This is a genomic window from Reyranella sp. (assembly GCF_004297265.1).
Classification (GTDB): domain Bacteria; phylum Pseudomonadota; class Alphaproteobacteria; order Reyranellales; family Reyranellaceae; genus Reyranella.
This window is the reverse complement of record NZ_SCUT01000001.1, coordinates 1-20,360: the sequence shown is the minus strand read 5'-3', so window position 1 is coordinate 20,360 and position 20,360 is coordinate 1. Positions and strand designations below refer to the sequence as shown.

The window sequence follows — 20,360 nt, the reverse complement described above, 5'->3', positions numbered from 1 at the left end:
TCAGAACTCCAGGACGACGTTCGAATAGACCGGATCGCGGAAGGTCTCGCGCAGTCCTTCGAGGATCGGTGTCGACTTCACGCCGAAGAGTCGTGGCCAGTCGATCACCTCGAATGTCTCGGGCACGACGAGGGCGGCGAGCTGGCTCACGGTGAATGGCGGGTTTCTATCCACCAGGGCGTAGAGCTGCAGCAGGATGCGGAAGAGCCCGTAGGGGATGCGGACGATGGCGGCACTGGCGCCACTGGCCTCCTTCAATGCGCGGATCAGATCGATATAGGTGATCTGCTCCTGCCCGGAGATGTTGAACACCTGCCCGGGCCGCGGCTCGGCGATGCAGGCAGCGATGATGCTGCAGAAGTCGCCGACATAGAGCGGCTGGCGGAGATAGCGGCCGTGACCGGGAATCGGAAAGACCGGCGTGCGCGCCATGAAACGGGCAAGCCAGCCCAGATGTTTGCGATCGAACCAGCCATACATCAGCGTCGGTCGCAGCACGCAGGTCGGGATGCCGCTGCCCAGGACCAGTTTCTCCTGTGCCTTCTTGGACTCCGTGTAGAAATCGTGCGCCAGCGAGTTCACGACCGACGAGCTGATATGGACGATCTGCCCGACGCCGTGCCGGCGGGCGGCCTCGAGGACCCGCTCGGTCGCGATCACGTTGTTGGCTGTGAACGGCGCCTCGCTGAGAGCCGCGATCTGCGCGTGGCAGAGGACGAGGGTGCCGGCGCCGGCCAGCGCCTCCTGCCAGCCATCTTCCGTGGCGAGGTCGGCCTCGATCAGCCGGACGTCCGGGTGCAGCCGCGCGAAAATCCTGTTATTGGCAGGATGCTTGTCGATGCCGATCAGCGGCCCCATGCCCCGGGCCTTGAGGCGAGGGATGAGGTTCTGCCCCGCCAGCCCGGCCGCGCCGGTAATCACGATCGGGCGGTCGCTCATCCGGAATTTCTGTCCGTGTGCAGTGGCTGGGGGACCTGGATTCGAACCAAGACTAACCGGGTCAGAGCCAGTTGTTCTACCGTTAAACTATCCCCCAAGGACCCTGCGGACCTCGCTGGCCGCACGATTTAGCGATGACGGACCGGATTGGCAAGCGGGGCCTCGCCGCGAGCGAAATCCTCGGTTACCATCCTTTCAAGGAAAGAGTTGAGAATGACCGGGGAATCCACGCCTAAGGGAGGCTGGCACAGCGGTCGATTTGCGCACACCTTCGCCGCCATTGATCTCGGCACCAACAATTGCCGGCTCCTGGTGGCAAGGGCATCGGTCGAGGGTTTTGAGGTGATCGATGCTTACTCTCGCCCGGTCAGGCTGGGCGAGGGGGTGGCGCTGAGCGGTTCGCTGTGCGGTGAAGCCATCGAACGCACGATGCATGCGCTTGGCGTCTGCGCGTCCAAGATCGAACGCAACCGCGTCACCCGCGCCCGCCACATCGCCACTGAGGCCTGCCGCCGCGCCTGCAACGGCGAGGACTTCCTCGGCATGGTGAAGGAGCGCACCGGCCTCAGCTTCGACCTGATCCAGCCCGCCGAGGAGGCGAGGCTCGCGCTGGCGAGTTGCGAGAACCTGCTCGATCCTGCGGTACCCTTTGGCCTGCTGATCGACATCGGCGGTGGCTCGACGGAGGTGAGCTGGGTCCGAGTCAAGCCGCGCCCGGGCAGCCCGGGCTGTGCGACCACCGAGCTGATCGGCATGACGTCGGTGCCGTGGGGCGTCGTCACGCTCACTGAGTCCTGCACGCGTGGCCAGCCGCGCGAGCGGGCGCTGACACGTGCCTGCTACGACGACATGGTCGAGCGAATCCAGGCCGACCTGCGTCTGTTTTGCGCCCGGTACCAGATCGCGCCGGCGATCGCGCGCGGCGAGGTCCAGATGATCGGCGCCTCGGGCACCGTGACGACGATCAGCGCACACCATCAGGGCTTGAAGCGCTATAATCGCACCTTGGTCGACGGTTCGCGGATCGGCCGAGAGGAGATCTTGCGTATCTGTGACGAGCTTTCCACGCTGTCGGTCGACCAGCTCACCCATCTGCCCTGCATCGGCGACGACCGCGCCGACCTGGCTTTGGCCGGCGGCGCGATCCTTGAGGCCGTTTGCCGCCAGTGGGCGGCGCCGGTCGTGCGGGTGGCCGATCGCGGCCTGCGCGAGGGCGTGCTGATGGACCTGATGCGCCAGGCCGACCGCGAGGCCGACCAGCTCTGCCGCCGGAGCCATTGAGCATGGCGCGCGACAAGAAGGGCAGCGTCCCGACGGGGCGCCGTGCCACGGTCCGTGTGAAGACGGCGCGCGGCCGCACGGTCTCCTCCCAGCGCTGGCTGCAGCGCCAGCTCAACGATCCCTATGTCGAGGAAGCGAAGAAGCGCGGCTATCGCTCGCGCGCCGCCTTCAAGCTGCTGCAGATCGATGACCAATTCCGGTTCCTGAAGCCGGGCGGCCGCATCGTCGATCTCGGCGCCGCGCCGGGCGGCTGGACGCAGGTAGCGGTCGCGCGCGTCAGCTCGGGCAAGAACAAGGGCGTGGTGATCGGGATCGACCTGACGCCGGTCGAACCGATCCCCGGCGCTACGGTGCTCGCCAAGGACTTCTACGACGAGGATGCGCCCGCCGTGCTCACGGAGCTGCTGGGCGGGCCGGCGGACGTGGTTATGAGCGACATGGCGGCAGCGGCCACGGGCGAAACCCAGGTCGACCACATGCGCATCATGGGGCTGGCGGAAGCCGCCCACGACTTCGCCCGCGAGATCCTGAAGCCAGGCGGCGCATTCGTGGCCAAGGTACTGCGTGGCGGGACCGAGCGGACGTTGCTCGACCGCCTGAAGAAGGACTTCGAGAAAGTGCGCCATTTCAAGCCGGAAGCCAGCCGGGCGGACTCGGCGGAAATGTATGTCGTCGGCACGGGCTTCCGCGGATAGGTTTCGCGGCGTCAGTCCCAACGGAGAAAATCGCATGTCCCTCGGCATGTACGGCGCCTCGATCCCCGTCTACCAGCGCCAGCTCGGCGCTCTCGCGAAGGTTCTGGGTTCGGCCTGGGCGGCCGCGAAGAAGGTCGACGAGGCCGTGCTGGGCGCGACCCGGCTGACGCCCGACATGCTGCCCTTCACCCGCCAGGTGCAGATCGCCTGCCGCTTCGCCGAGGAAAGCGCGGCCCGGCTCGCTGGCGCCGAGGTGCCGCCGCCGCATGACAATGCGGAGAAGACGCTGTCGGAGCTTCAGAAGCGCATCGCGTCGGTGCTGGCCTACCTGGAGGGCTTCAAGGCCGAGCAGATCGACGGCAGCGAAGGCCGCGAGGTCGTCCTGACGATCGCCGGCTCGCCGCTGAAGCTCACCGGCGAGCAATATCTCCTGCATTTCGCCCTGCCGAACTTCTATTTCCACTGCACCACGGCCTACGCAATCTTGCGCCAGTCCGGCGTCGAGATTGGGAAACGCGATTTCCTGGGGGCCGCGTAGGGTTACCTGTGCATAACGGACCCGCGCGAGTGCACTTGGCTTGGCGCTTGGCTTACGCGTGGCAGTGTGTATAACGGCTCGCCAACCCGGCGGCCCTCTCCGAGGGCCGCCGTTTTCTTTTCTCCTTCACGGAGGTTGGTATGCAGATTCAGGAAGCGCTCACCTTCGATGACGTCCTCCTGAAGCCTGCTGCCTCGGCAGTCCTGCCCGGACAGACCGACACCCGCACACGCCTCACGCGCACCATCGAACTCAACATCCCGCTGATGTCGGCGGCGATGGACACCGTCACCGAGGCGGGCATGGCGATCGCGATGGCACAGGCCGGTGGCATCGGTGTCATCCACAAGAACCTGGAGCCCGAGGCACAGGCCAACGAGGTCCGCCGGGTCAAGAAGTTCGAAAGCGGCATGGTGGTGAACCCCGTTACCATCCATCCCGACCAGACGTTGGCCGACGCGCTGGCGCTGATGGAAGCCAACCAGATCTCGGGCATTCCCGTGGTCGAACGCGGCGGCAAGCTGGCGGGCATCCTGACCAACCGCGACGTCCGCTTCGCCACCGATACGGGTACGCCCGTCAGCGCCCTGATGACCAAGGAGAAGCTGGTCACGGTCCGCGAGGGCGCCACCAAGGAAGAGGCCAAACGGCTGCTCCATCAGTTCCGGATCGAGAAGCTGCTGGTGGTCGACGCCGACTATCGCTGCATCGGCCTCATCACCGTCAAGGACATCGAGAAGGCCAACAAGTTCCCCGGCGCCAGCAAGGACGAGAAGGGCCGGCTGCGCACCGCGGCGGCCACCGGCGTCGGCGAGGACGGGCTGCGCCGCGCCCAGCTGCTGATCGATGCCGACGTCGACGTGATCGTGGTCGACACCGCGCACGGCCATTCGCGCGGCGTGCTCGAGGCCGTGACGCGTGTCAAGAAGCTCAGCAACTACACCCAGGTGATGGCCGGCAACGTCGCCACCCGCGAGGGGGCGCAGGCGCTGATCGATGCCGGCGCCGACGCCGTCAAGATCGGCATCGGTCCGGGTTCGATTTGCACCACCCGCATGGTCGCCGGCGTCGGCGTGCCGCAGCTCACCGCCATCATGGAAGCGGCCGAAGCCTGCCACGCCGCCGGTGTTCCCGCGATCGGCGATGGCGGCATCAAGTATTCCGGCGACCTCGCCAAGGCGATCGCCGCCGGCGCCGACTGCGCCATGATCGGTTCGCTGCTGGCGGGCACCGACGAGGCGCCGGGCGAGGTGATCCTCTACCAGGGCCGCTCCTACAAGTCGTACCGCGGCATGGGCTCGATCGGCGCCATGGCGCGCGGCTCGGCTGACCGCTACTTCCAGCAGGAGGTGCAGAGCACGCTCAAGCTGGTGCCCGAGGGCATCGAAGGCCGCGTGCCCTACAAGGGCGCAGTGGGCAGCATCCTGCACCAGCTGGTCGGCGGCTTGCGGGCGGCGATGGGCTATACCGGCAACGGCACGATCCGCGAGATGCAGAGCAATTGCCAGTTCCTGCGTATCACCGGTTCGGGCCTGCGCGAGAGCCACGTGCACGATGTCGAGATCATGCGCGAGGCGCCGAACTACCGCGGCGGGATGTAACCCTCTTTCAGCGCCGCCGCGATCCGCTCCGCTGCGATCCGGTGGCCGAGCGGTCCCGGGTGCGAGGACCGGAACATCGCGGCATAGCCGTCGCGCTTCACGCCTTCGTCGATCGCCTCGAACAGATCGAGCGTGCCGAGGCCCGCGGCGCGCGCGCAGTCCAGCACGACACGCGAGAGGCGGCGCTGCTCGCTGGCATATTCCGCGTTCTTCCAGACATAGGGATCGTATTCCGCCACCACGAGCGTCGGCCCGCCAAGGCCGGCCAGCCGCTTCAGGAGCGGGCAGGCCATCGCTTCGCCGGCGCCGCGCGGGAGCACGCGGACATGGTCGATCGACCATTCGTACTGCCAGCCCTTGTGGCGCAGGATCGTGTCGACCAGCACCGACCAGCCGAACAGACGCTGCCAGAGGTCGAGCGACGCGGCGGGCGCTGGCGAGGGCGGGACGGGGACGTTGCGCAGCGTAAGCGTTTCTCCCGTGAGGTCGAAATAGGGCTTCTCCGCACCCCACACGCGGCTCATCTCGCTGCGCCGCAGGTCGTCGGCGATGAACACCAGGACCAACGCTGCGGGCTTCACCTCGCGCACCTGCTGCTCGGCGCGCAGGACGGTCTGGTCGAGCCCGTAGCCGCTAACGCCGGCATTGACAGTGCGGCGGCCGAGCAGCGGCTGCAGCAGCGCCGCCCAGGTTTCGCCGTCGCTCACCTCGTCGCCATGGGCGTAGGAATCGCCCACGACCAGCACCGGCGGCTCGGCCAGCATCGTGCCCGCCGGGGCCGGGGTGAGGCGGTGGCTGTGCAGATCGTAGGTGACGCCCTCCGCGGCGTAGCCCGGCCGCAAGACGAAGCCCAGCTCGCTGTCGCGCTTCAGCCGCCCGGCGCCGGCATTCAGGGTCGCCTGGCGCTCGGCGAGGATGATGTTGGACCAGTCGAACAGCGCCGCCGGGCCGCGCCACAGCCGGCAGCCCACTTCGAGCACCAGCAGCGTCACCAGCACCGAGCCGAGGACCAGGGCGGCCCGGCCGATCATCTCAGTTGCCCTTGTCGCCGAGGGCGCCTGCGACCAGACGCGCGATCAGCGCATTGCCCGCGGCGTTCATGTGCCACAGCACGTAGAGATCGCGCGGCCGGGGTGTCGCGGCCAGGGCCTCGTAGGTGTCGAGCGTGGCGAGGCCGTTGCGGCGGGCGCAGTCGAGCAGGCCCGCCGTCAGGCGTCGCTGCTCGGCGGCGAACTTCGGATCGTCCCACACGACGGGATCGTAGGTGGCGACCAGGAGGACAGGGGCGTCGCCCTGCTTCTGCAACTCGGCGAGGCGCGCCGTGAGCCGGCAGGCGATGCGCTCTCCGGTGCCTTCCTTGTGGACGCGGACATGGTCGCCGAACCAGTCGTGCAGCAGTCCGAGCCGCCGCATCAGGAAGTCGAAAGCGTAGGAGTAGCCGATCGTGTGTTGCCAGAAGGTGAGCGTCGTCTCGGGCGGCGCGCGCGGCGGCACCGGCACGTTGCGCAGCGTGAGCCCGTCACCTTCGGGATCGAAGTAGGGCTTGTCGGCGCTCCACAGGCGCCGCATCTCGGTCCGGCGGATGTCGTCGGCGATGAAGGCCACGACGATGGCGCCCGGACGGTAGAGCGGTGCCAGCGCCTCGGCGCGCAGCACGATCTGGTCGAAGCCGTAGCCGCTCACGCCGCCGTTCAGGACGCGCCGGCCGGTGAGGCGCTGCAGGTCGGCAGGCCAGCTCTCGCCGTCGGCCACCTCCTCGCCGAAGGTGAAGGAATCGCCCACCGCGAGGATCGGCGCCTTGCCGCCCGCGGGCGCCACGCCGGTCGTGCGCAGCCCGTCGCCGTCGATCGTGACGCCCGTGGCCGCGTAGCCCGGGCGCGGCCGGTATCCCAGCCGCGGGTCGTGCACCGAGCGGCCGTTATCGGTCTCCGCCAGCACCTTGCGCGCGTCGAGCACGTAGTTCGGCCAGGCGAACAGCCAGGTCCAGGTCGAGGCGCGGACGCCGATCTCGATCAGGCCGAGGCCGATCACGACCGAGACGAGGACGAGGACGGTGCGGCGGAGAAGCTCGGAGCGCGGACGTTGCGCGTCGGGCGTATTCATCGTAGCGGCATGCTTTGACAAGGAGACAGACGTGACACCGGGCGCGCGGGTGGCGGCCACCATAGAACTCCTCGACGAAATCGTCAGCCATACCGAAAGGCCGGCCGATCTCGTCGCCAATGCCTATTTCCGCGCGCGCCGCTTCATCGGCGGCGGCGACCGGCGGGCCGTGTCCGATCATGTGTGGAGCATCCTGCGGCGCTACGGCCAGCTCGCCTGGTGGCTGGAGCGCACGCGTCATCCCGACCGCGGGGCGCGGGCCATCGTCGCCGCCGACCTGATGCTGGTCGAGGGGCTCGACATGGCCGGGCTCGAAAGCCTGTTCGACGGCGGCACCTATCGCCCGTCGCGGCTCGACGAGGCGGAGTACCGCGCGCTGCGCCAGATGGAAGGCCATTCGCTGCCCCATCCCGAGCAGCCCGACTGGGTGCGCCTGAACATCCAGGAATGGGTCGCGCCGCACTTCAAGGAAGCCTATGGCGAGGGCTGGGGCCGCGAGGTTGCCGCCCTCGACACGCCGCCGCCGGTCGACCTGCGCGTCAACCGGCTGAAGGCCACCGTGGAGCAGGCGCGCGAGGCGCTGGCCCGCGACGGGATCGAGACCGAGCCGATGCGCTACGCCCCGGATGGCCTGCGCCTGCGCCGCCGGCTTTCGGTGGTGAAGGGCGAGGCCTTCCAGAACGGGCTGGTCGAGATCCAGGACGAGGGCTCGCAGCTCGTGGCCGCTCTGGTCGATGCCCAGCCCGGCATGCAGATCGCCGACTATTGCGCCGGCGCCGGTGGCAAGACCCTGGCGATGGCCGCGCGCATGAACAACAAGGGCCGGGTCGTGGCGATGGACGTCTATGAATCCCGCCTCGACCGCTCCGCCCAGCGCCTGCGCCGCGCCGGCGCGCACAATGTCGAGCGCAGGCCCATCGATGCCGACAACCGCAAATGGCTGAAGCGCCAGGCCGGCGCCTTCGACCGCGTGCTGGTCGACGCGCCCTGCACCGGCACGGGCACGTGGCGGCGCAATCCCGACGGCCGCTGGACCCTGCAGCCCAAGGACCTCGAGGAGCTGGTCCCGAAGCAGGCCGCCATCCTCGATGCGGCGTCGAAGCTGGTGAAGCCGGGCGGGGGCCTGATCTACGCCACCTGCTCGGTGCTGCCGGCCGAGAACGAGAAGCAGATCGCCGCCTTCCTGGAGCGCAACGACAGGTTCGAGGTGGTGCCGGTCGGCGCGCTGTGGCGTGACGTCATCGCGAGCGAGCCGCCGCCCGAGGTCGAGAACGGCCCGTACCTGCGGCTCTCGCCCCTGAGGCACGGCACCGACGGCTTCTTCGCCGCGGCCCTCGTCCGGAAGCCGGAGGAGAAGGCGGTCGCCGAGGAGGCAGCCCCCGAGGAGGCAGCATGATCCGCATCCGCCGCGCCTCCCGGCACGACGCCGCGGCGATCGGCCGGGTCCATGTCGAGACCTGGCAGGCGACCTATGCCGGCCTGCTGCCCGACGCGATGCTGGTCGCCATGTCGGACGTGCGCCAGTCGGCCTGGTGGTCGCAGCTCCTGCGGGACCCGGCCGAGGCACGCGGCGTCTTCGTGGCCGACGACCGCGACATGGGCGTCGTGGGCTTCGGCAGCTGCGGCCCGGTGCGCGATCCGCCCGAAGGCTTGGACGGCCGCGAGATCCGGGTGGGCGAGGTCTACACGCTCTACGTCGAGCCCGATTTCCAGAACCTGGGCCTCGGCCGCAAGCTGCTCGGCGCGCTGTTCCGCCAGCTCCAGGCCGACCGCTGCGACACCGCCGTCCTGTGGATGCTGGCCGAGAATCCGACCCGCTTCTTCTACGAGGGGCTGGGCGGCGAGCGGGTGGGCGCGCGGATCGACACGATGGGCGGCACCGACGTCGAGGAGATCGCCTACGCCTGGCGCGACCTCCGCGCCCCGCTGATCCGGCGCCGGCTGGCGGCGGAGGGCTAACTCTTCGACCCACTCCACCTCATCCTGAGGAGCGCGCCGAAGGCGTGCGTCTCGAAGGATGGGCAACGCTCGTGGTGTGTGTGGCCCATCCTTCGAGACGGCCCTTCGGGCCTCCTCAGGATGAGGTCGGTGGTGTGAATTCGGACCGGTCTTTGCGGTTGCCGCCCCGGCCGGTCGCGCTTATATCGCCCCATGACCGACCGTTTGCTGATCGTCGATTTCGGTTCCCAGGTTACCCAGCTGATCGCCCGCCGCGTGCGCGAAGCCGGGGTTTACTGTGAAATCCTGCCCTTCCAGTCCGTCGATGACGCCAAGATCAAGGCGTTCGCTCCACGCGGGATCATCCTCTCCGGCGGCCCGGCCTCGGTGACCGAGGGCCAGTCGCCCACCGCCCATCCCGCCATCTTCACCGCCGACGTGCCCGTCCTGGGCATCTGCTACGGCGAGCAGACCATGGCCAAGGAGCTGGGCGGCTCGGTCGAGGGCGGCCACCACCGCGAGTTCGGCCGCGCCGAGGTCGAGATCAAGGCCTCGACCCGCCTGTTCGACGGCGTGTGGCAGCCCGGCGACCGCAAGCAGGTCTGGATGAGCCACGGCGACCGCGTCACCAAGCTGCCGGACGGCTTCTCCGTCGTCGCCACCAGCGAGAACGCGCCCTTCGCCGCCATCGCCGACGAGAGCCGCGGCTATTACGGCGTGCAGTTCCACCCCGAGGTGATGCACACGCCCGACGGCGCCAAGCTTTTACGCAACTTCGCGCTGAACATCGCCGGCGCAAAAGGCGACTGGACCATGGCCGCGTTCCGCGAGCGCGCCATCGAGCAGGTCCGCGCCCAGGTCGGCAAGGGCAGGGTGATCTGCGGCCTCTCCGGCGGCGTCGACTCCTCGGTCGTGGCCGTGCTGCTGCACGAGGCGATCGGCGACCAGCTGCAATGCGTGTTCGTCGACCATGGCCTCTTGCGCAAGGGCGAGGGCGAGCAGGTTGTCCGCCTGTTCCGCGACCACTACAACATCCCGCTGATCCACGCCGACGCCTCGGAGACCTTCCTGAAGGCGCTGGCCGGCGTCACCGACCCGGAGAAGAAGCGCAAGACGATCGGCGCGCTGTTCATCGACGTGTTCGAGGCCGAGGCGAAGAAGATCGGCGGCGCCCGGTTCCTGGCCCAGGGCACGCTCTATCCCGACGTGATCGAATCGGTCTCCTTCACCGGCGGACCTTCCGTCACGATCAAGAGCCACCACAATGTCGGCGGGCTTCCGGCGCGCATGAACATGAAGCTGGTCGAGCCGCTGCGCGAGCTGTTCAAGGACGAGGTGAGGGCGCTCGGCCGCGAGCTCGGCCTCCCGGCCGACCTGGTGAACCGTCACCCGTTCCCCGGGCCAGGCCTCGCCATCCGCATCCCCGGCGACATCACGAAGGAGAAGCTCGATCTCCTGCGCGAGGTCGACGCCGTCTATCTCGACGAGATCCGCAAGGCCGGCCTCTACGACGAGATCTGGCAGGCCTTCGCCGTGCTGCTGCCGGTCCGGACCGTCGGCGTGATGGGCGACGGCCGCACCTACGACCAGGCCTGCGCGCTGCGGGCCGTCACCTCGACCGACGGCATGACCGCCGACTACTACCCGTTCGACCACGCCTTCCTGGGCAGGGTCGCCAACCGCATCATCAACGAATGCCGCGGCATCAACCGCGTGACCTACGACATCACCAGCAAGCCGCCGGGGACGATCGAGTGGGAGTGACGACCCGTGGCCGTCATCCCGAGCCAAACACAAACCTCATCCTGAGGAGGCTGCGCAGCAGCCGTCTCGAAGGATGGGCAACAGACGCGGTGCGCGTGCCCATCCTTCGAGACGCGCCGCGTCGCGGTGCTCCTCAGGATGAGGTAAGTGCTTGGCCAGACTCTCAGGATGAGGTGGTTCCGGTCCACGGATCGATCACCGCAAGACCGGCCGCCTTGAACGCAGCTGCATCGCGCGAGGCCATGGCGAACTCCCACGCCGCTTGAGTCTTCCCGCCTCGCGTTCATCCAGACACAAACCTCATCCTGAGGAGGCCGCGCCGCGGCCGTCTCGAAGGATGAGGTGGTTTTTGGCCGCGGATCGATCGCCGTAGGCCGGCCCGAAATGCCCTGCCGGCCGCGCGCGCCCGGAAATGAGAGGCATTCGCGCCGGATTCCGACTTTTTCCCTTTCGTTCGTTTCGTTTATTTCGTTTATTGCGTTTATAGCCCCAAAAATGCCGCCAGAGCGTTGATTGAAAGGGAAATCCGGAGCGGAAGCGAGGGGTGTTGGGGGCGGGAGACCTCAGCCTCCTTGCCTCGGCTTGGCAGCCATGGCCCAGCTTGACCGCATATCGCGCAGCACCCACGTGAGGGCCTCGTCGGGGATCAGGTAGCCACCGATGCCGTCGGTGAACAGCATGTCGTAGATTCGCCGGCTTGCGGCGTCGATGTCCGCCGCCGTGGGCTGGCCGTTGGCTGGCGGCGCTGGCAGCACGATCGTGATGGTGTCCGGCTCCTGCGGCACGACCTCGATACGATAGGCGCCGCCGGGTATCGAGCCGAAATGCTCTTTCAGACCATCGATCGGGTTCTCGATCAGCCGACGGCGTGCCTCTGCATCACGACGCAGCGTGCGATAGTGGGCGGTGAAGAGATCCTGCTGGTCGCTCATGGATTGTTGCTCCGAAAGCTCTGGCGCATGCGCAGCAGCTCGAGTTTCAGAGCCTGTGGCATCATCCAGCAGAACAGCTCGCCGCTCTGCCACAGATCCATCTGATTGATCACCGTGTCCGCGTCCTCAGGCTTTGCCGCGAGAGGGGGAATCACGAAATAAAGCGTGTCGCGCCGCTGCTGGCGGACGTCGATCTTGACGCCAGGCGAGACCTCGACACCGATGACGGCCAGCGCGCCGCGCGGGTCCTTCTGCAACAGCGCGGCGAACGCCGGATTCGTCCACGCGAGCTCGACCAGACGCCGTTCCAATGAAGCGCCTTCCTTTCCAGTTTGGTCCGGCACAGCATCCTCCTTTCCGTGTTGAGCGGTGTCCTACAAGATGGTTTCCACGAGCAGCGCATCGGCGCCGGTTTCGCCGCTTTCGAGCACGATCTCCGTGGCGTTCCAGAGCCCCTTGCTGTCGCGGCGTTCGAGCATGGTGCCGTCGCACGTCAGCCTGCCGTCGATGACGAAGCAGTAGAGGCCGTGCCCGCGAGAACGCGGGCGATGGACGTGTCGGCCGGACCTCGTCGAGAACAGCCGCGAGACTGTCGCGTCCTGGGGAATCGGCAGAGGCGCGCCGGTCCCCAGCAGGGGCGTTATCCGGTTGGCGCTCGCTTCGGCGTCGAAACGGCCGCGCGCGTAGGACGGCGGGAGATAGAGGTGGTCCGGGAGCATCCATAGATAGATCGCGTTCATCGGCTCCCGGTGAACGTTGATCTCGGTATGGAGACCGCCCGACCCGGCGGAGAACGCATAGTAGTCGCCAGCCAGGAGCTCGTCGTTGTTGCCCGTCGTGTTGATGTGTTGCAGCCGGCCCGACAGCACGAAGGCGCAGATGATGAAGTTGTGATGGGGATGCATGTTGTAGCTGCATCCGGGGTTGTTGAAGGTCTCGTCGCCGAACACGCGGATGCGGCCGAAACCTGCCCGGCCGGACTGGTAGTCGTGGAAGTTGAAGCTCGAATGGCGCGTGATGAAGGCATCGGGGTGGCCGCCGACGTAGGATGCCGTCGGTCCCGTCGAGAGGATCTTCTCGTGGCCGCGATCTGCAGCGCGCAGGATGAACGAGTTGGACATGCCGGCTCCGTCGTGAGGGTCAGAGGGGAGGCCGTTGCGGGGTGGGTTGGCCGGGCGCATAGGGGATTTCGACCATCTCGAAGAGATGCTTGGGGGTGCCGCAATCCGGGCAGCACCAGTCGTCGGGGATATCCGCCCAGCGCGTCCCGGGCGAAATGCCATGCTCCGGCAGGCCCAGGGCTTCGTCGTAGGAGAAGCCGCAGCCCAGGCAGAGCCAGCGCTTGAGGTCTCGATCCGACATGAGTTGCTCCACAGGGATGGCGATCAGGCGGTCGGCTGGTCGTCCGGGCGCAAGGGTGGACCGAGGAACTGGACGTTCCACTTGGCGCCGAAGGCATTCAGCGCGGCCTGATCGGGTACGCCGTCGCGCATCGTGCCGGCGAGTTCGGTGAAGAAGGCCGCGGCGTCGAGCGCCGGGGTCATCAGGATGTACTGGCGGGCCGGCGCGTCCGTGACATTGACGAAGCCGTGCGCGACGCCGCCCGGAATGCTGACCACGTCTCCCGCCTCGGCGAAGAAGCGCCGGCCGTCGGCCTCGTAGAGGTAGCGCCCTTCCATCACCCGGAAGATCTCGGCCTCGCGGTGGCGATGTCGCGGCGGCCCCGCGCCCGGCGCGTTGATCGTCTCGATGAAGCAGAACGCGCCGTCGCTCGTGGCGGGCGGCAGGCGAACGAACAGGTCGAGGCCGATGGCCGGGATCTCGATGGGGGACTCCGTCCCGTGCGAATGGAGAAAGGAGATGCTCATGGCTCGACCGGCTCCCGGCCCGTGGGCCCGACGTTGCACCGCAGAGTATAGCCCGGCGGCAGCGCCTCGGGCGCACAGGCGATGACGTTCTCGTCATCGCGGCCGCAATCCTCGACGAAAGTGATGGCGGCGAATTCGTCGATCACCAGGGTCGGATAGGCCGGGCCGGCATCCCTGTGCCAGCGCATCAGCTCGATCTTGTCGTTCTGATAGCCGACGATCTTGCCGGGCTCGAGCTCGATCCAGCGCGGGAAGAAGGTCGCGCCATGGGCACGGTTCTCGAGGAAATTGTAGGCGACGCTGACGCAGGTCCCCGTGGGCTCGCTCCACGAGATCTTCACGACGCCGTCGGCCAGCCGGACGATGTGGACGTCCTGGTCCTTCACCCAACGGCCGCCGACCAGGCCGCCGTGCACCCGGTAGTCGATGGTGCGCTCGTTCTTGATGTAGACCTCGTACTGCCACCCGTTCTCGTAGGTGTAGATGATGTGCTTGCCGACGAAGGGGGCGATCTCCGATCGGTTCGTCGGCACGAATGACTCTGGCATGACTGTTTCCTTCTGCGTGTTGAGGCTCGATGGCGACCTTGGCCAGGCTAGTCGCCGGCGATCCCCGCCACATCTTCACAACTGGGTATGCCGGCGACGGCGCGATGCCCCGTCGCGACGGCGGGCTGCCGGGTCGGACCGACCGTGGGTGTGCCGGGCTGCTATGGCTTCCTGCGCCCGGTGCGTTATCTTCGGAACTGACGACACCCGGCACCAGGACGTGATCGGGCGCGATTGCCGCCCGTCCCGGGTGTTGCGGTCTGCGTTAGGGAAACAGCCCATGGACGAGAACGACCTCGCCGAGGTTGTCGCCGCGGCATACGAGGCGGCGGCAGGAGGCAGCTGGATCGATTTCGGCACGTTGCTGGGCCGGTTCGTCGGCGCTCAGGCTTCGTCCCTACGTCTGCTGGGCGGCTCGCCCAATCTCATCGCGCTGCCCCAGTCGTCGATGGAGCAGGCCTATCTGAACTACTACCGGCATATCGACCCGTACCGTAGCCGGGCCGCGGTGAACGCAGTCACTCTCCCGCGCATCGATCCGCCACCCCTGGGGCAGGAACTCGTGCCCACGGAGGAGTTCCGGCGCACCGAATACTACAACGACTACGTCCGGCCGCATGGGCAGCACCACATGCTGGGGGCCATCCTCAAGGTTTCCGAGCCGATGACGCTGGGCCTGCATCGCAACGATGCCGCCGGGCCTTTCACCGACCTCGAGCGTGCGCGTCTGCAGGCGCTGATGCCCCATCTGCAGCGCGCCTTGCAGTTGCGCCGCCGTCTGGCGTTCGACGCGACCGCGGCCATCGCCGGCCGCGCGGCGCTCGATGCGCTGTCGCTCTGCGTCATCGTCGTCGACGCGTCGCTGCAGGTGCTCCACGCCAATGCGGCCGCCGCGACGCTCTGTGCGACCGTGAAGGCCGGCCTGCGCATGGCCAAGGCGGGCGGCGGACCGCTTCGCCTGTCGGCGCGCCACCGCAACGACAACGACGCGCTGGCGCGGCTGGTCACGAACGTCGTGCGTGGCGGCCCGGGCGGGGCCGTTCGCGTGCGCGCCGTTGACGAGGTGCCCGACCACGCCTCGCTGGCCGTCCTCGTGTCGCCGGCGCCGGCGCGTCTCGCCACGGCGGCGCCCGGTCTTGCCGAACCGGGCTTGCCCCCGGGCGTCGCCATGGTTCTGGCGCGTCAACTCGCCCAGACAGCCCGGATCGCGCCGGACCTGCTGTGCGACCTCTACGGACTTACCCGGGCCGAGGCGTCCGTCGCCGCGTCGCTCGTCGGCGGCGTGACGGCAGAGGACGTTGCCCGCACCCGCCGGGTCTCCCTTGGCACCGTCCGGACGCAGGTCCGCACGGTTCTTCGGAAGACGAACGCGGCCAATCTCAGGGATTTCGAGCGCATTCTCGCGCTGGTATCGGCCGCCTGAGTTTCGAGACGGGTCGTCGCCGGTCGACGCAAGGACACGTCGCGCGCCACGCACGACAACCGAGGCCATGTGCGCTTCTCGATCGCTTTGCGCCTCGACGAGGTCGCCAGGACTCTGGGGCGGAACGGGGTCCGGAGCGGAAGCCAGGGGAGCGTCGGTCTGCGCAATCCGGGCTATCATGGCGGGCCAGGGGGAGAGGCAGCCCATGAAAAACCGGTCGAGCGCTCTGTTCGCACTCATCTGTTCGCTCGGGTCGGGCGCGTGCTTCGCGGCGGACACGCCAAGCGGGCAGGGCTTCTACGTCGGCCTGTTCGGCGGCGCGGGCACGGCCTCGTCGATGAGCGCGCGGCAGGAAGGGGGCTTCTACCTTCCCGGCCCCCTGAAGACGCGGGTCGGCGTCGATGCGCAGGGGCAGACCGGCGGCGAACCCGTCGGCGTGCTGGGCCTCCAGGCGGGCTACGAGTGGAAGCGCCAGGCCTTCGGGCAAACCGAATGGGCCCTGAAGCCCGCCGCCGAGCTGGAGGGGATCTATATCGGGCAGCAATCGCCGGTCGGCGACATGCCCATCACCCCCGGCGTCCTGGGCACGCAGTACGTCACCCTCCCCATGACCGTCGGCGTGGTGCTGGCGAACGCGGTCCTCACCGTCCAGACGCCCTGGTCCAGCAGGATCTTCCCCTATCTCGGCGTGGGCGCGGGCGTGGCGCGCCTCTCCATCCAGGGGGCCAATTCCACAAATCCCAGCGAGCCCGGCATCAATCACTTCGACTCGTGGCCGGATGCATCGGCGACGGCCTTCGCGATGCAATTCAAGGCCGGCGTGAAAGGGGAGGTGGCCAGGAACCTGCTCCTGTTCGCCGAATACAGGCACCTCTCCATCAACCCCACGCAGTACACGTTCGGCGAAACGCTTCCGCCGCACTTGCCAACGGATTCCTGGACGGTGAGTTTGGGGCGCCAGTCCTACAATTTGTTCGTTGCCGGTCTGCAGGTTAAGCTCTGAACGTCATCGACCGTTCGACTGCGCCTGATGGCGCTCTGGTTCTGGTGAAGTGGCGAAAATTCAATTTGCGTGTTTATCGCCACACGCTATGATCGTGCATTGTATATGAGAATATACTTGGGGTATTGGCACGAAAAGGGGGATTTGTGCCGGCTTCACTGAATCACAAGAAAAGCGTCTTCGATACGTTGGGACGTCATGCGATCCATCCGTTTCCCGCTCGGATGGCGCCAGGAATCGCGCTTGATGCGTTGGAAACTGAGAAAGGGCCATTGCGGGTCCTAGACCCGATGGTGGGATCGGGAACAGTTTTGGCTGTCGCAAGAGCCAATGGGCATAAAGCCATCGGTACAGACCTTGATCCCCTAGCAGTGCTTTTGTCCAAGGTTTGGACAACACCGATCGATAGAGAAAAAATTCGCAACAAGGCGATACAAGTCTTGGCTCGTGCGAAGCAGGCATTTCGCAGCCTGTCGGCGGCCGATGCCTATCCGCCGAATAGCGACGAAGAAACTAAGCGATTTATCCGATATTGGTTTGATGCATACGCTCGGCGACAGTTAACGGTACTATCTCAAGTCATAGCGCGTATTAGAGATCGCAACACGCGCGATGCCCTGTGGTGTGCGTTTTCGCGACTGATCATTACCAAGAGTTCTGGTGCTTCTTTGGCGATGGACTTGGCACATAGTCGTCCACATCGGAAGCATACTTACGCACCGGTCAAGCCTTTCAATCGCTTTTTGAAAAGCGTCGATACCGTTGTTGCTAATTGCCCGGAAAATAACTCGCGTTCCGGCCCAGCGACCAAGGTTTCTCAAGGTGATGCCAGAATCCTTGATGTCGTTAACGGCTCAATTGACCTGGTGCTGACGTCGCCGCCATACCTCAATGCTATTGACTATATGCGTTGCAGCAAGTTCTCACTTGTTTGGATGGGGTATACGACCTCTGCGCTGCGCGAGATTCGAGGAGAGGCAATTGGCACGGAAGCAGCTTGCCCCCTGGCGAGTGAGGCATTGACGGTAAATGCCATAATTAGAAGCCTACGACTCACGCCTAAGTTGTCGAGTCGTGATCGAGGGATACTCGCACACTATGTGTGGGACATGTACAAAGCCCTAGGTGAAACAACTAGGGTTCTGAAGAAGCAGGGTCTCGCAATCTACGTGGTGGGAGATTCGACCGTCCGCGGTACGTTTGTTCGTAATTCTACAATTGTATCAGCGGCGGCTCAAAAACACGGCCTCAAATTGATCAGCAGGCGTTCTAGAGCGCTCCCCGAAAACCGTAGATACCTGCCGCCACCAAGGCGAAAGGGAGGCTCAATCTCCCTGAACTCCCGAATGCGGCGCGAAGTCGTTCTTACTTTTCAGAAGCCTACTTGAAGTCAGCGTAGCGTAACGACGTCAAAGGTTCGGCTCAAAATGGGGGTGCCCAATGAGTTGGTCGGATATTGTCGGTAACGTTGGCAACAACCAATACAAAGAGCGAATTCAGCTCTTGAACGGTCGGGGCGTTACGACGACCGAAATCGAACATGCTGTAGACGGCGCAATCGCCAATCTCAAGAAGGGAGCAAAGTCGTTCGTTATTTTTGGTGAGCCCCAGAGCGGCAAAACCGAAATGATGATTGCATTGAATGCGCGCCTCCTCGACGAGGGATACGATGTCGTCATAAACCTTCTTACAGACAGCGTAGATCTCCTGCAGCAGAGCCTCTCACGCTTTGGCGGGGCTAATCTCAGCCCATCTCCGAAAGAATTCAAAGAGCTGCCAACGGATGCAAAGAAGCTCGTAGGTAAACAATGGATTATTTTCTCAAAGAAGAACTCGAAAGATTTGGAGAAGCTTAACGAATCGCTACGCTTCATGAAAAAGTTGGTCGTTATTGATGATGAGGCCGACTACGCTTCGCCAAATGGGAAAGTTAACCAAGCCGACCGTACAAGGATAAATCGACAGATCTACGACTTGCTAGGTACTCGCGGGCACTACATTGGCGTAACCGCGACGCCGGCACGCTTGGATTTGAACAATACTTTTGACAATGCCACGGAGGATTGGATCAACTTTAAGCCTCACGCTTCTTATGTTGGGCAGGAGTTCTTTTTCCCTCATCAGGGGGAATTACAATACAAACTCTTTCCGTTTGCAGCTGATGAGGGAGATGAGCGGCGAGAGATTCAGAGGGCAGTGTTCCATTTTCTGTGCGGAGTGGCTGAGCAGCATCAGAGGGGCGTGCTTGAGAACTTCTCTATGCTTGTGCACACGAGTGGGAAAATCGATGAACACAACGAAGACGTGAGGGCATTGCAGCATACGATTGAGGTGTTGTCAGATCCTCGACACGCCAGTTTTGCTCGATACTGTCGGAAGTTGGAAAAACTGGCGCCGCGCTATTCTGAAAGTGATCCGCATTCGATCATAGAATTTGTTCTCCGTAATATAAACAAGCACCGGATTTTTCTTGTCAATTCGAAGGGCAAGAAGGCGAACGTAACCGATTTGCTTAAGCCAACCAGTCTGTTTTCTTTCGGCGTGGGGGGTAATATAATCTCTAGAGGCGTAACCTTCGAAAACCTCCTGTCGATGTACTTCACGAGAAGTGTGAAGGGGAAATTTACCCAAGATACTTACATTCAACGCGCTCGTATGTTTGGAGCTCGAAATAAGTATAAGGAATTCTTCCAACTGTGGATTCCGGAAGATCTAATTGGCGCTTGGAACAAGTGCTTCTTATTTCACAAGCTTGCAGTAGAAGCGATCCGCTCCGGAAAAGGGGCGCCAGTATGGTTGTCGGATCACAAGACAACGCCTACTTCGCCAGCCTCAATAGATCGATCATCGGTCGACTTCGAAGGGGGCGAAATGTCTTTTGGCATCTTTGACTTCGACGAAGCCAAGTTTGATCGGATCATGGCGGCCAAGCACGAAAGCGACGTAGACCATCTGCAGAGTTTGAGGAAAGCACTGAGCGCAGATTTGTTTCCAGATTACATACTCGACTTCATAACCGCGGATGTCCGCAATTCTGTTGGCCAAGTGTGCTTTCATTCGTCCAGTGAGTTTGGTCAAAGGGCGAAAACATATACGCCCGATGAACTCGCAAATATTCGCCGCAAGAAGGGAATATTTTCGAACAACGAGTTTCGGCGAGGTGCACGACCTGACGCGCGCCATCATCTGAAAATATTCTTCAACAGCCAAAATAAGGCGCGTCTCTACTACAAGATGAACGGGGATGCCGTTAGGTTCATCCAGAATAGAAAATAGTGATTCCCGATTATGCTAGATACTATGGCTGCGTTTTTGTGCAGTTACTTGAACATCGACCCAGCCTGGTCGTTGAAAAATTGTCCATTGATGTGCAGGGAGTCTACCTCTTAGAGAGGTCCATTCCGCTTTACATAAAGTTCTCCCGAAGAAGGCGAGGCCCCTGGGGATTTAATTTCCAAGCGGAACATCAGGTTCGATGCGATGAACTCGCAAGCCAATTTGGTACCGTTGTCACTGCTTTCGTGTGTGGCGCAGACGGGATCGTAGCGCTGGACCATCAGCAGCTGAGGGCAGTGCTGGACGATCAATTTGATGACCAAGAAGGTGTAACGTACCCATCCGAGGAATGCCGCCTTTTGAGCGAGAAGAGTTAGTGCGAGTGTAGGTGTCCACGTGATGGAGATGGACACTTGTGATGACAGGGGTATCGACGTCGGAATTTGGCACT

Annotated in this window: 21 protein-coding genes and 1 tRNA gene; 11 read left to right on the top strand and 11 right to left on the bottom strand. The window is 64.6% G+C overall.

All coding sequences use genetic code 11. The features are described from left to right. Both EPO41_RS00110 and EPO41_RS00105 read right to left on the bottom strand, forming a co-directional pair. Positions 1 to 939 (bottom strand): NAD(P)-dependent oxidoreductase, encoded by a 939-nt coding sequence (locus EPO41_RS00110; protein WP_296318980.1) that lies wholly within the window; start codon positions 937 to 939, stop codon positions 1 to 3. Between the two features lie 23 nt (positions 940 to 962). Then, a tRNA-Gln gene (locus tag EPO41_RS00105) sits at positions 963 to 1,036 on the bottom strand. Positions 1,037 to 1,152: 116 nt separating this feature from the next. Between EPO41_RS00105 and EPO41_RS00100 the strand changes: the two genes are divergently transcribed. From EPO41_RS00100 to guaB, 4 genes are all read left to right on the top strand, one after another. Next, positions 1,153 to 2,220 (top strand): Ppx/GppA phosphatase family protein, encoded by a 1,068-nt coding sequence (locus EPO41_RS00100; protein ID WP_296318978.1) that lies wholly within the window; start codon positions 1,153 to 1,155, stop codon positions 2,218 to 2,220. Positions 2,221 to 2,222: 2 nt separating this feature from the next. Then, positions 2,223 to 2,915 carry an RlmE family RNA methyltransferase gene (locus tag EPO41_RS00095; RefSeq protein ID WP_296318976.1) on the top strand — a complete coding sequence of 231 codons (693 nt, stop codon included), beginning with the start codon at positions 2,223 to 2,225 and terminating at the stop codon, positions 2,913 to 2,915. Positions 2,916 to 2,949: 34 nt separating this feature from the next. Continuing rightward, positions 2,950 to 3,453 carry a DUF1993 domain-containing protein gene (locus tag EPO41_RS00090; protein WP_296318975.1) on the top strand — a complete coding sequence of 168 codons (504 nt, stop codon included), beginning with the start codon at positions 2,950 to 2,952 and terminating at the stop codon, positions 3,451 to 3,453. Positions 3,454 to 3,593: 140 nt separating this feature from the next. Beyond that, the gene (guaB, locus tag EPO41_RS00085) at positions 3,594 to 5,054 is read left to right on the top strand and encodes an IMP dehydrogenase (RefSeq protein WP_296318973.1); all 1,461 of its coding nucleotides are present in this window, start codon (positions 3,594 to 3,596) and stop codon (positions 5,052 to 5,054) included. Here the strand turns inward: guaB and EPO41_RS00080 are convergent. After that, complete coding sequence (locus EPO41_RS00080) at positions 5,036 to 6,085, bottom strand: GDSL-type esterase/lipase family protein (protein ID WP_296318970.1); 1,050 nt, start codon at positions 6,083 to 6,085, stop codon at positions 5,036 to 5,038. The two genes, guaB and EPO41_RS00080, sit on opposite strands and share 19 nt — an antisense overlap. 1 nt (position 6,086) lies before the next feature. Further along, entirely contained in the window at positions 6,087 to 7,157 is a 1,071-nt protein-coding gene (locus tag EPO41_RS00075; protein ID WP_296318969.1) for a GDSL-type esterase/lipase family protein, read from the bottom strand. A 31-nt stretch (positions 7,158 to 7,188) separates the two neighbouring features. On the opposite strand from EPO41_RS00075, the gene EPO41_RS00070 reads away from it, so the two are divergent. The 3 genes from EPO41_RS00070 (at position 7,189) to guaA (ending at position 10,859) form a co-directional block, all read left to right on the top strand. Then, entirely contained in the window at positions 7,189 to 8,553 is a 1,365-nt protein-coding gene (locus EPO41_RS00070) for an RsmB/NOP family class I SAM-dependent RNA methyltransferase (RefSeq protein ID WP_296318967.1), read from the top strand. Further along, positions 8,550 to 9,116, top strand: coding sequence for an N-acetyltransferase (locus EPO41_RS00065; protein WP_296318965.1), 567 nt, complete (start codon positions 8,550 to 8,552; stop codon positions 9,114 to 9,116). The genes EPO41_RS00070 and EPO41_RS00065 overlap by 4 nt, the downstream gene beginning before the upstream one ends. 192 nt (positions 9,117 to 9,308) lie before the next feature. Further along, on the top strand, positions 9,309 to 10,859 hold the full coding sequence (gene guaA / locus EPO41_RS00060; RefSeq protein WP_296318963.1) for a glutamine-hydrolyzing GMP synthase: 1,551 nt from the start codon (positions 9,309 to 9,311) through the stop codon (positions 10,857 to 10,859). A 563-nt stretch (positions 10,860 to 11,422) separates the two neighbouring features. On the opposite strand, the gene EPO41_RS00055 is transcribed toward guaA, so the two are convergent. The 6 genes from EPO41_RS00055 to EPO41_RS00030 form a co-directional block, all read right to left on the bottom strand. Next, positions 11,423 to 11,791: a hypothetical protein gene (locus tag EPO41_RS00055; protein WP_296318962.1), complete on the bottom strand. Its 369-nt coding sequence runs from the start codon at positions 11,789 to 11,791 to the stop codon at positions 11,423 to 11,425. After that, complete coding sequence (locus EPO41_RS00050; protein ID WP_296318959.1) at positions 11,788 to 12,102, bottom strand: hypothetical protein; 315 nt, start codon at positions 12,100 to 12,102, stop codon at positions 11,788 to 11,790. The genes EPO41_RS00055 and EPO41_RS00050 overlap by 4 nt, the downstream gene beginning before the upstream one ends. Positions 12,103 to 12,165: 63 nt before the next feature. Further along, complete coding sequence (locus EPO41_RS00045; RefSeq protein WP_296318956.1) at positions 12,166 to 12,912, bottom strand: pirin family protein; 747 nt, start codon at positions 12,910 to 12,912, stop codon at positions 12,166 to 12,168. A gap of 19 nt (positions 12,913 to 12,931) precedes the next feature. Beyond that, the gene (locus tag EPO41_RS00040) at positions 12,932 to 13,153 is read right to left on the bottom strand and encodes a rubredoxin (RefSeq protein ID WP_296318954.1); all 222 of its coding nucleotides are present in this window, start codon (positions 13,151 to 13,153) and stop codon (positions 12,932 to 12,934) included. Between the two features lie 23 nt (positions 13,154 to 13,176). Then, the gene (locus EPO41_RS00035; RefSeq protein WP_296318952.1) at positions 13,177 to 13,659 is read right to left on the bottom strand and encodes a cupin domain-containing protein; all 483 of its coding nucleotides are present in this window, start codon (positions 13,657 to 13,659) and stop codon (positions 13,177 to 13,179) included. Further along, positions 13,656 to 14,207, bottom strand: a complete 552-nt coding sequence (locus tag EPO41_RS00030) for a phenolic acid decarboxylase (RefSeq protein WP_296318951.1) — start codon at positions 14,205 to 14,207, stop codon at positions 13,656 to 13,658. The genes EPO41_RS00035 and EPO41_RS00030 overlap by 4 nt, the downstream gene beginning before the upstream one ends. Before the next feature lie 280 nt (positions 14,208 to 14,487). Here EPO41_RS00030 and EPO41_RS00025 point away from each other — a divergent pair, with 280 nt between their 5' ends. The 4 genes from EPO41_RS00025 to EPO41_RS00010 all read left to right on the top strand — a co-directional run bounded on the left by EPO41_RS00025 (position 14,488) and on the right by EPO41_RS00010 (position 19,909). Continuing rightward, entirely contained in the window at positions 14,488 to 15,630 is a 1,143-nt protein-coding gene (locus EPO41_RS00025) for a hypothetical protein (protein WP_296318950.1), read from the top strand. Positions 15,631 to 15,835: 205 nt separating this feature from the next. After that, positions 15,836 to 16,633: an outer membrane beta-barrel protein gene (locus EPO41_RS00020; protein ID WP_296318948.1), complete on the top strand. Its 798-nt coding sequence runs from the start codon at positions 15,836 to 15,838 to the stop codon at positions 16,631 to 16,633. 146 nt (positions 16,634 to 16,779) lie between these two features. After that, on the top strand, positions 16,780 to 18,021 hold the full coding sequence (locus EPO41_RS00015) for a hypothetical protein (protein ID WP_296318945.1): 1,242 nt from the start codon (positions 16,780 to 16,782) through the stop codon (positions 18,019 to 18,021). Between the two features lie 52 nt (positions 18,022 to 18,073). Further along, positions 18,074 to 19,909: a Z1 domain-containing protein gene (locus EPO41_RS00010; RefSeq protein WP_296318943.1), complete on the top strand. Its 1,836-nt coding sequence runs from the start codon at positions 18,074 to 18,076 to the stop codon at positions 19,907 to 19,909. 110 nt (positions 19,910 to 20,019) lie between these two features. Here the strand turns inward: EPO41_RS00010 and EPO41_RS00005 are convergent. Next, the coding region (locus tag EPO41_RS00005; protein WP_296318941.1) for a hypothetical protein at positions 20,020 to 20,360 on the bottom strand (341 nt) is incomplete at its 5' end.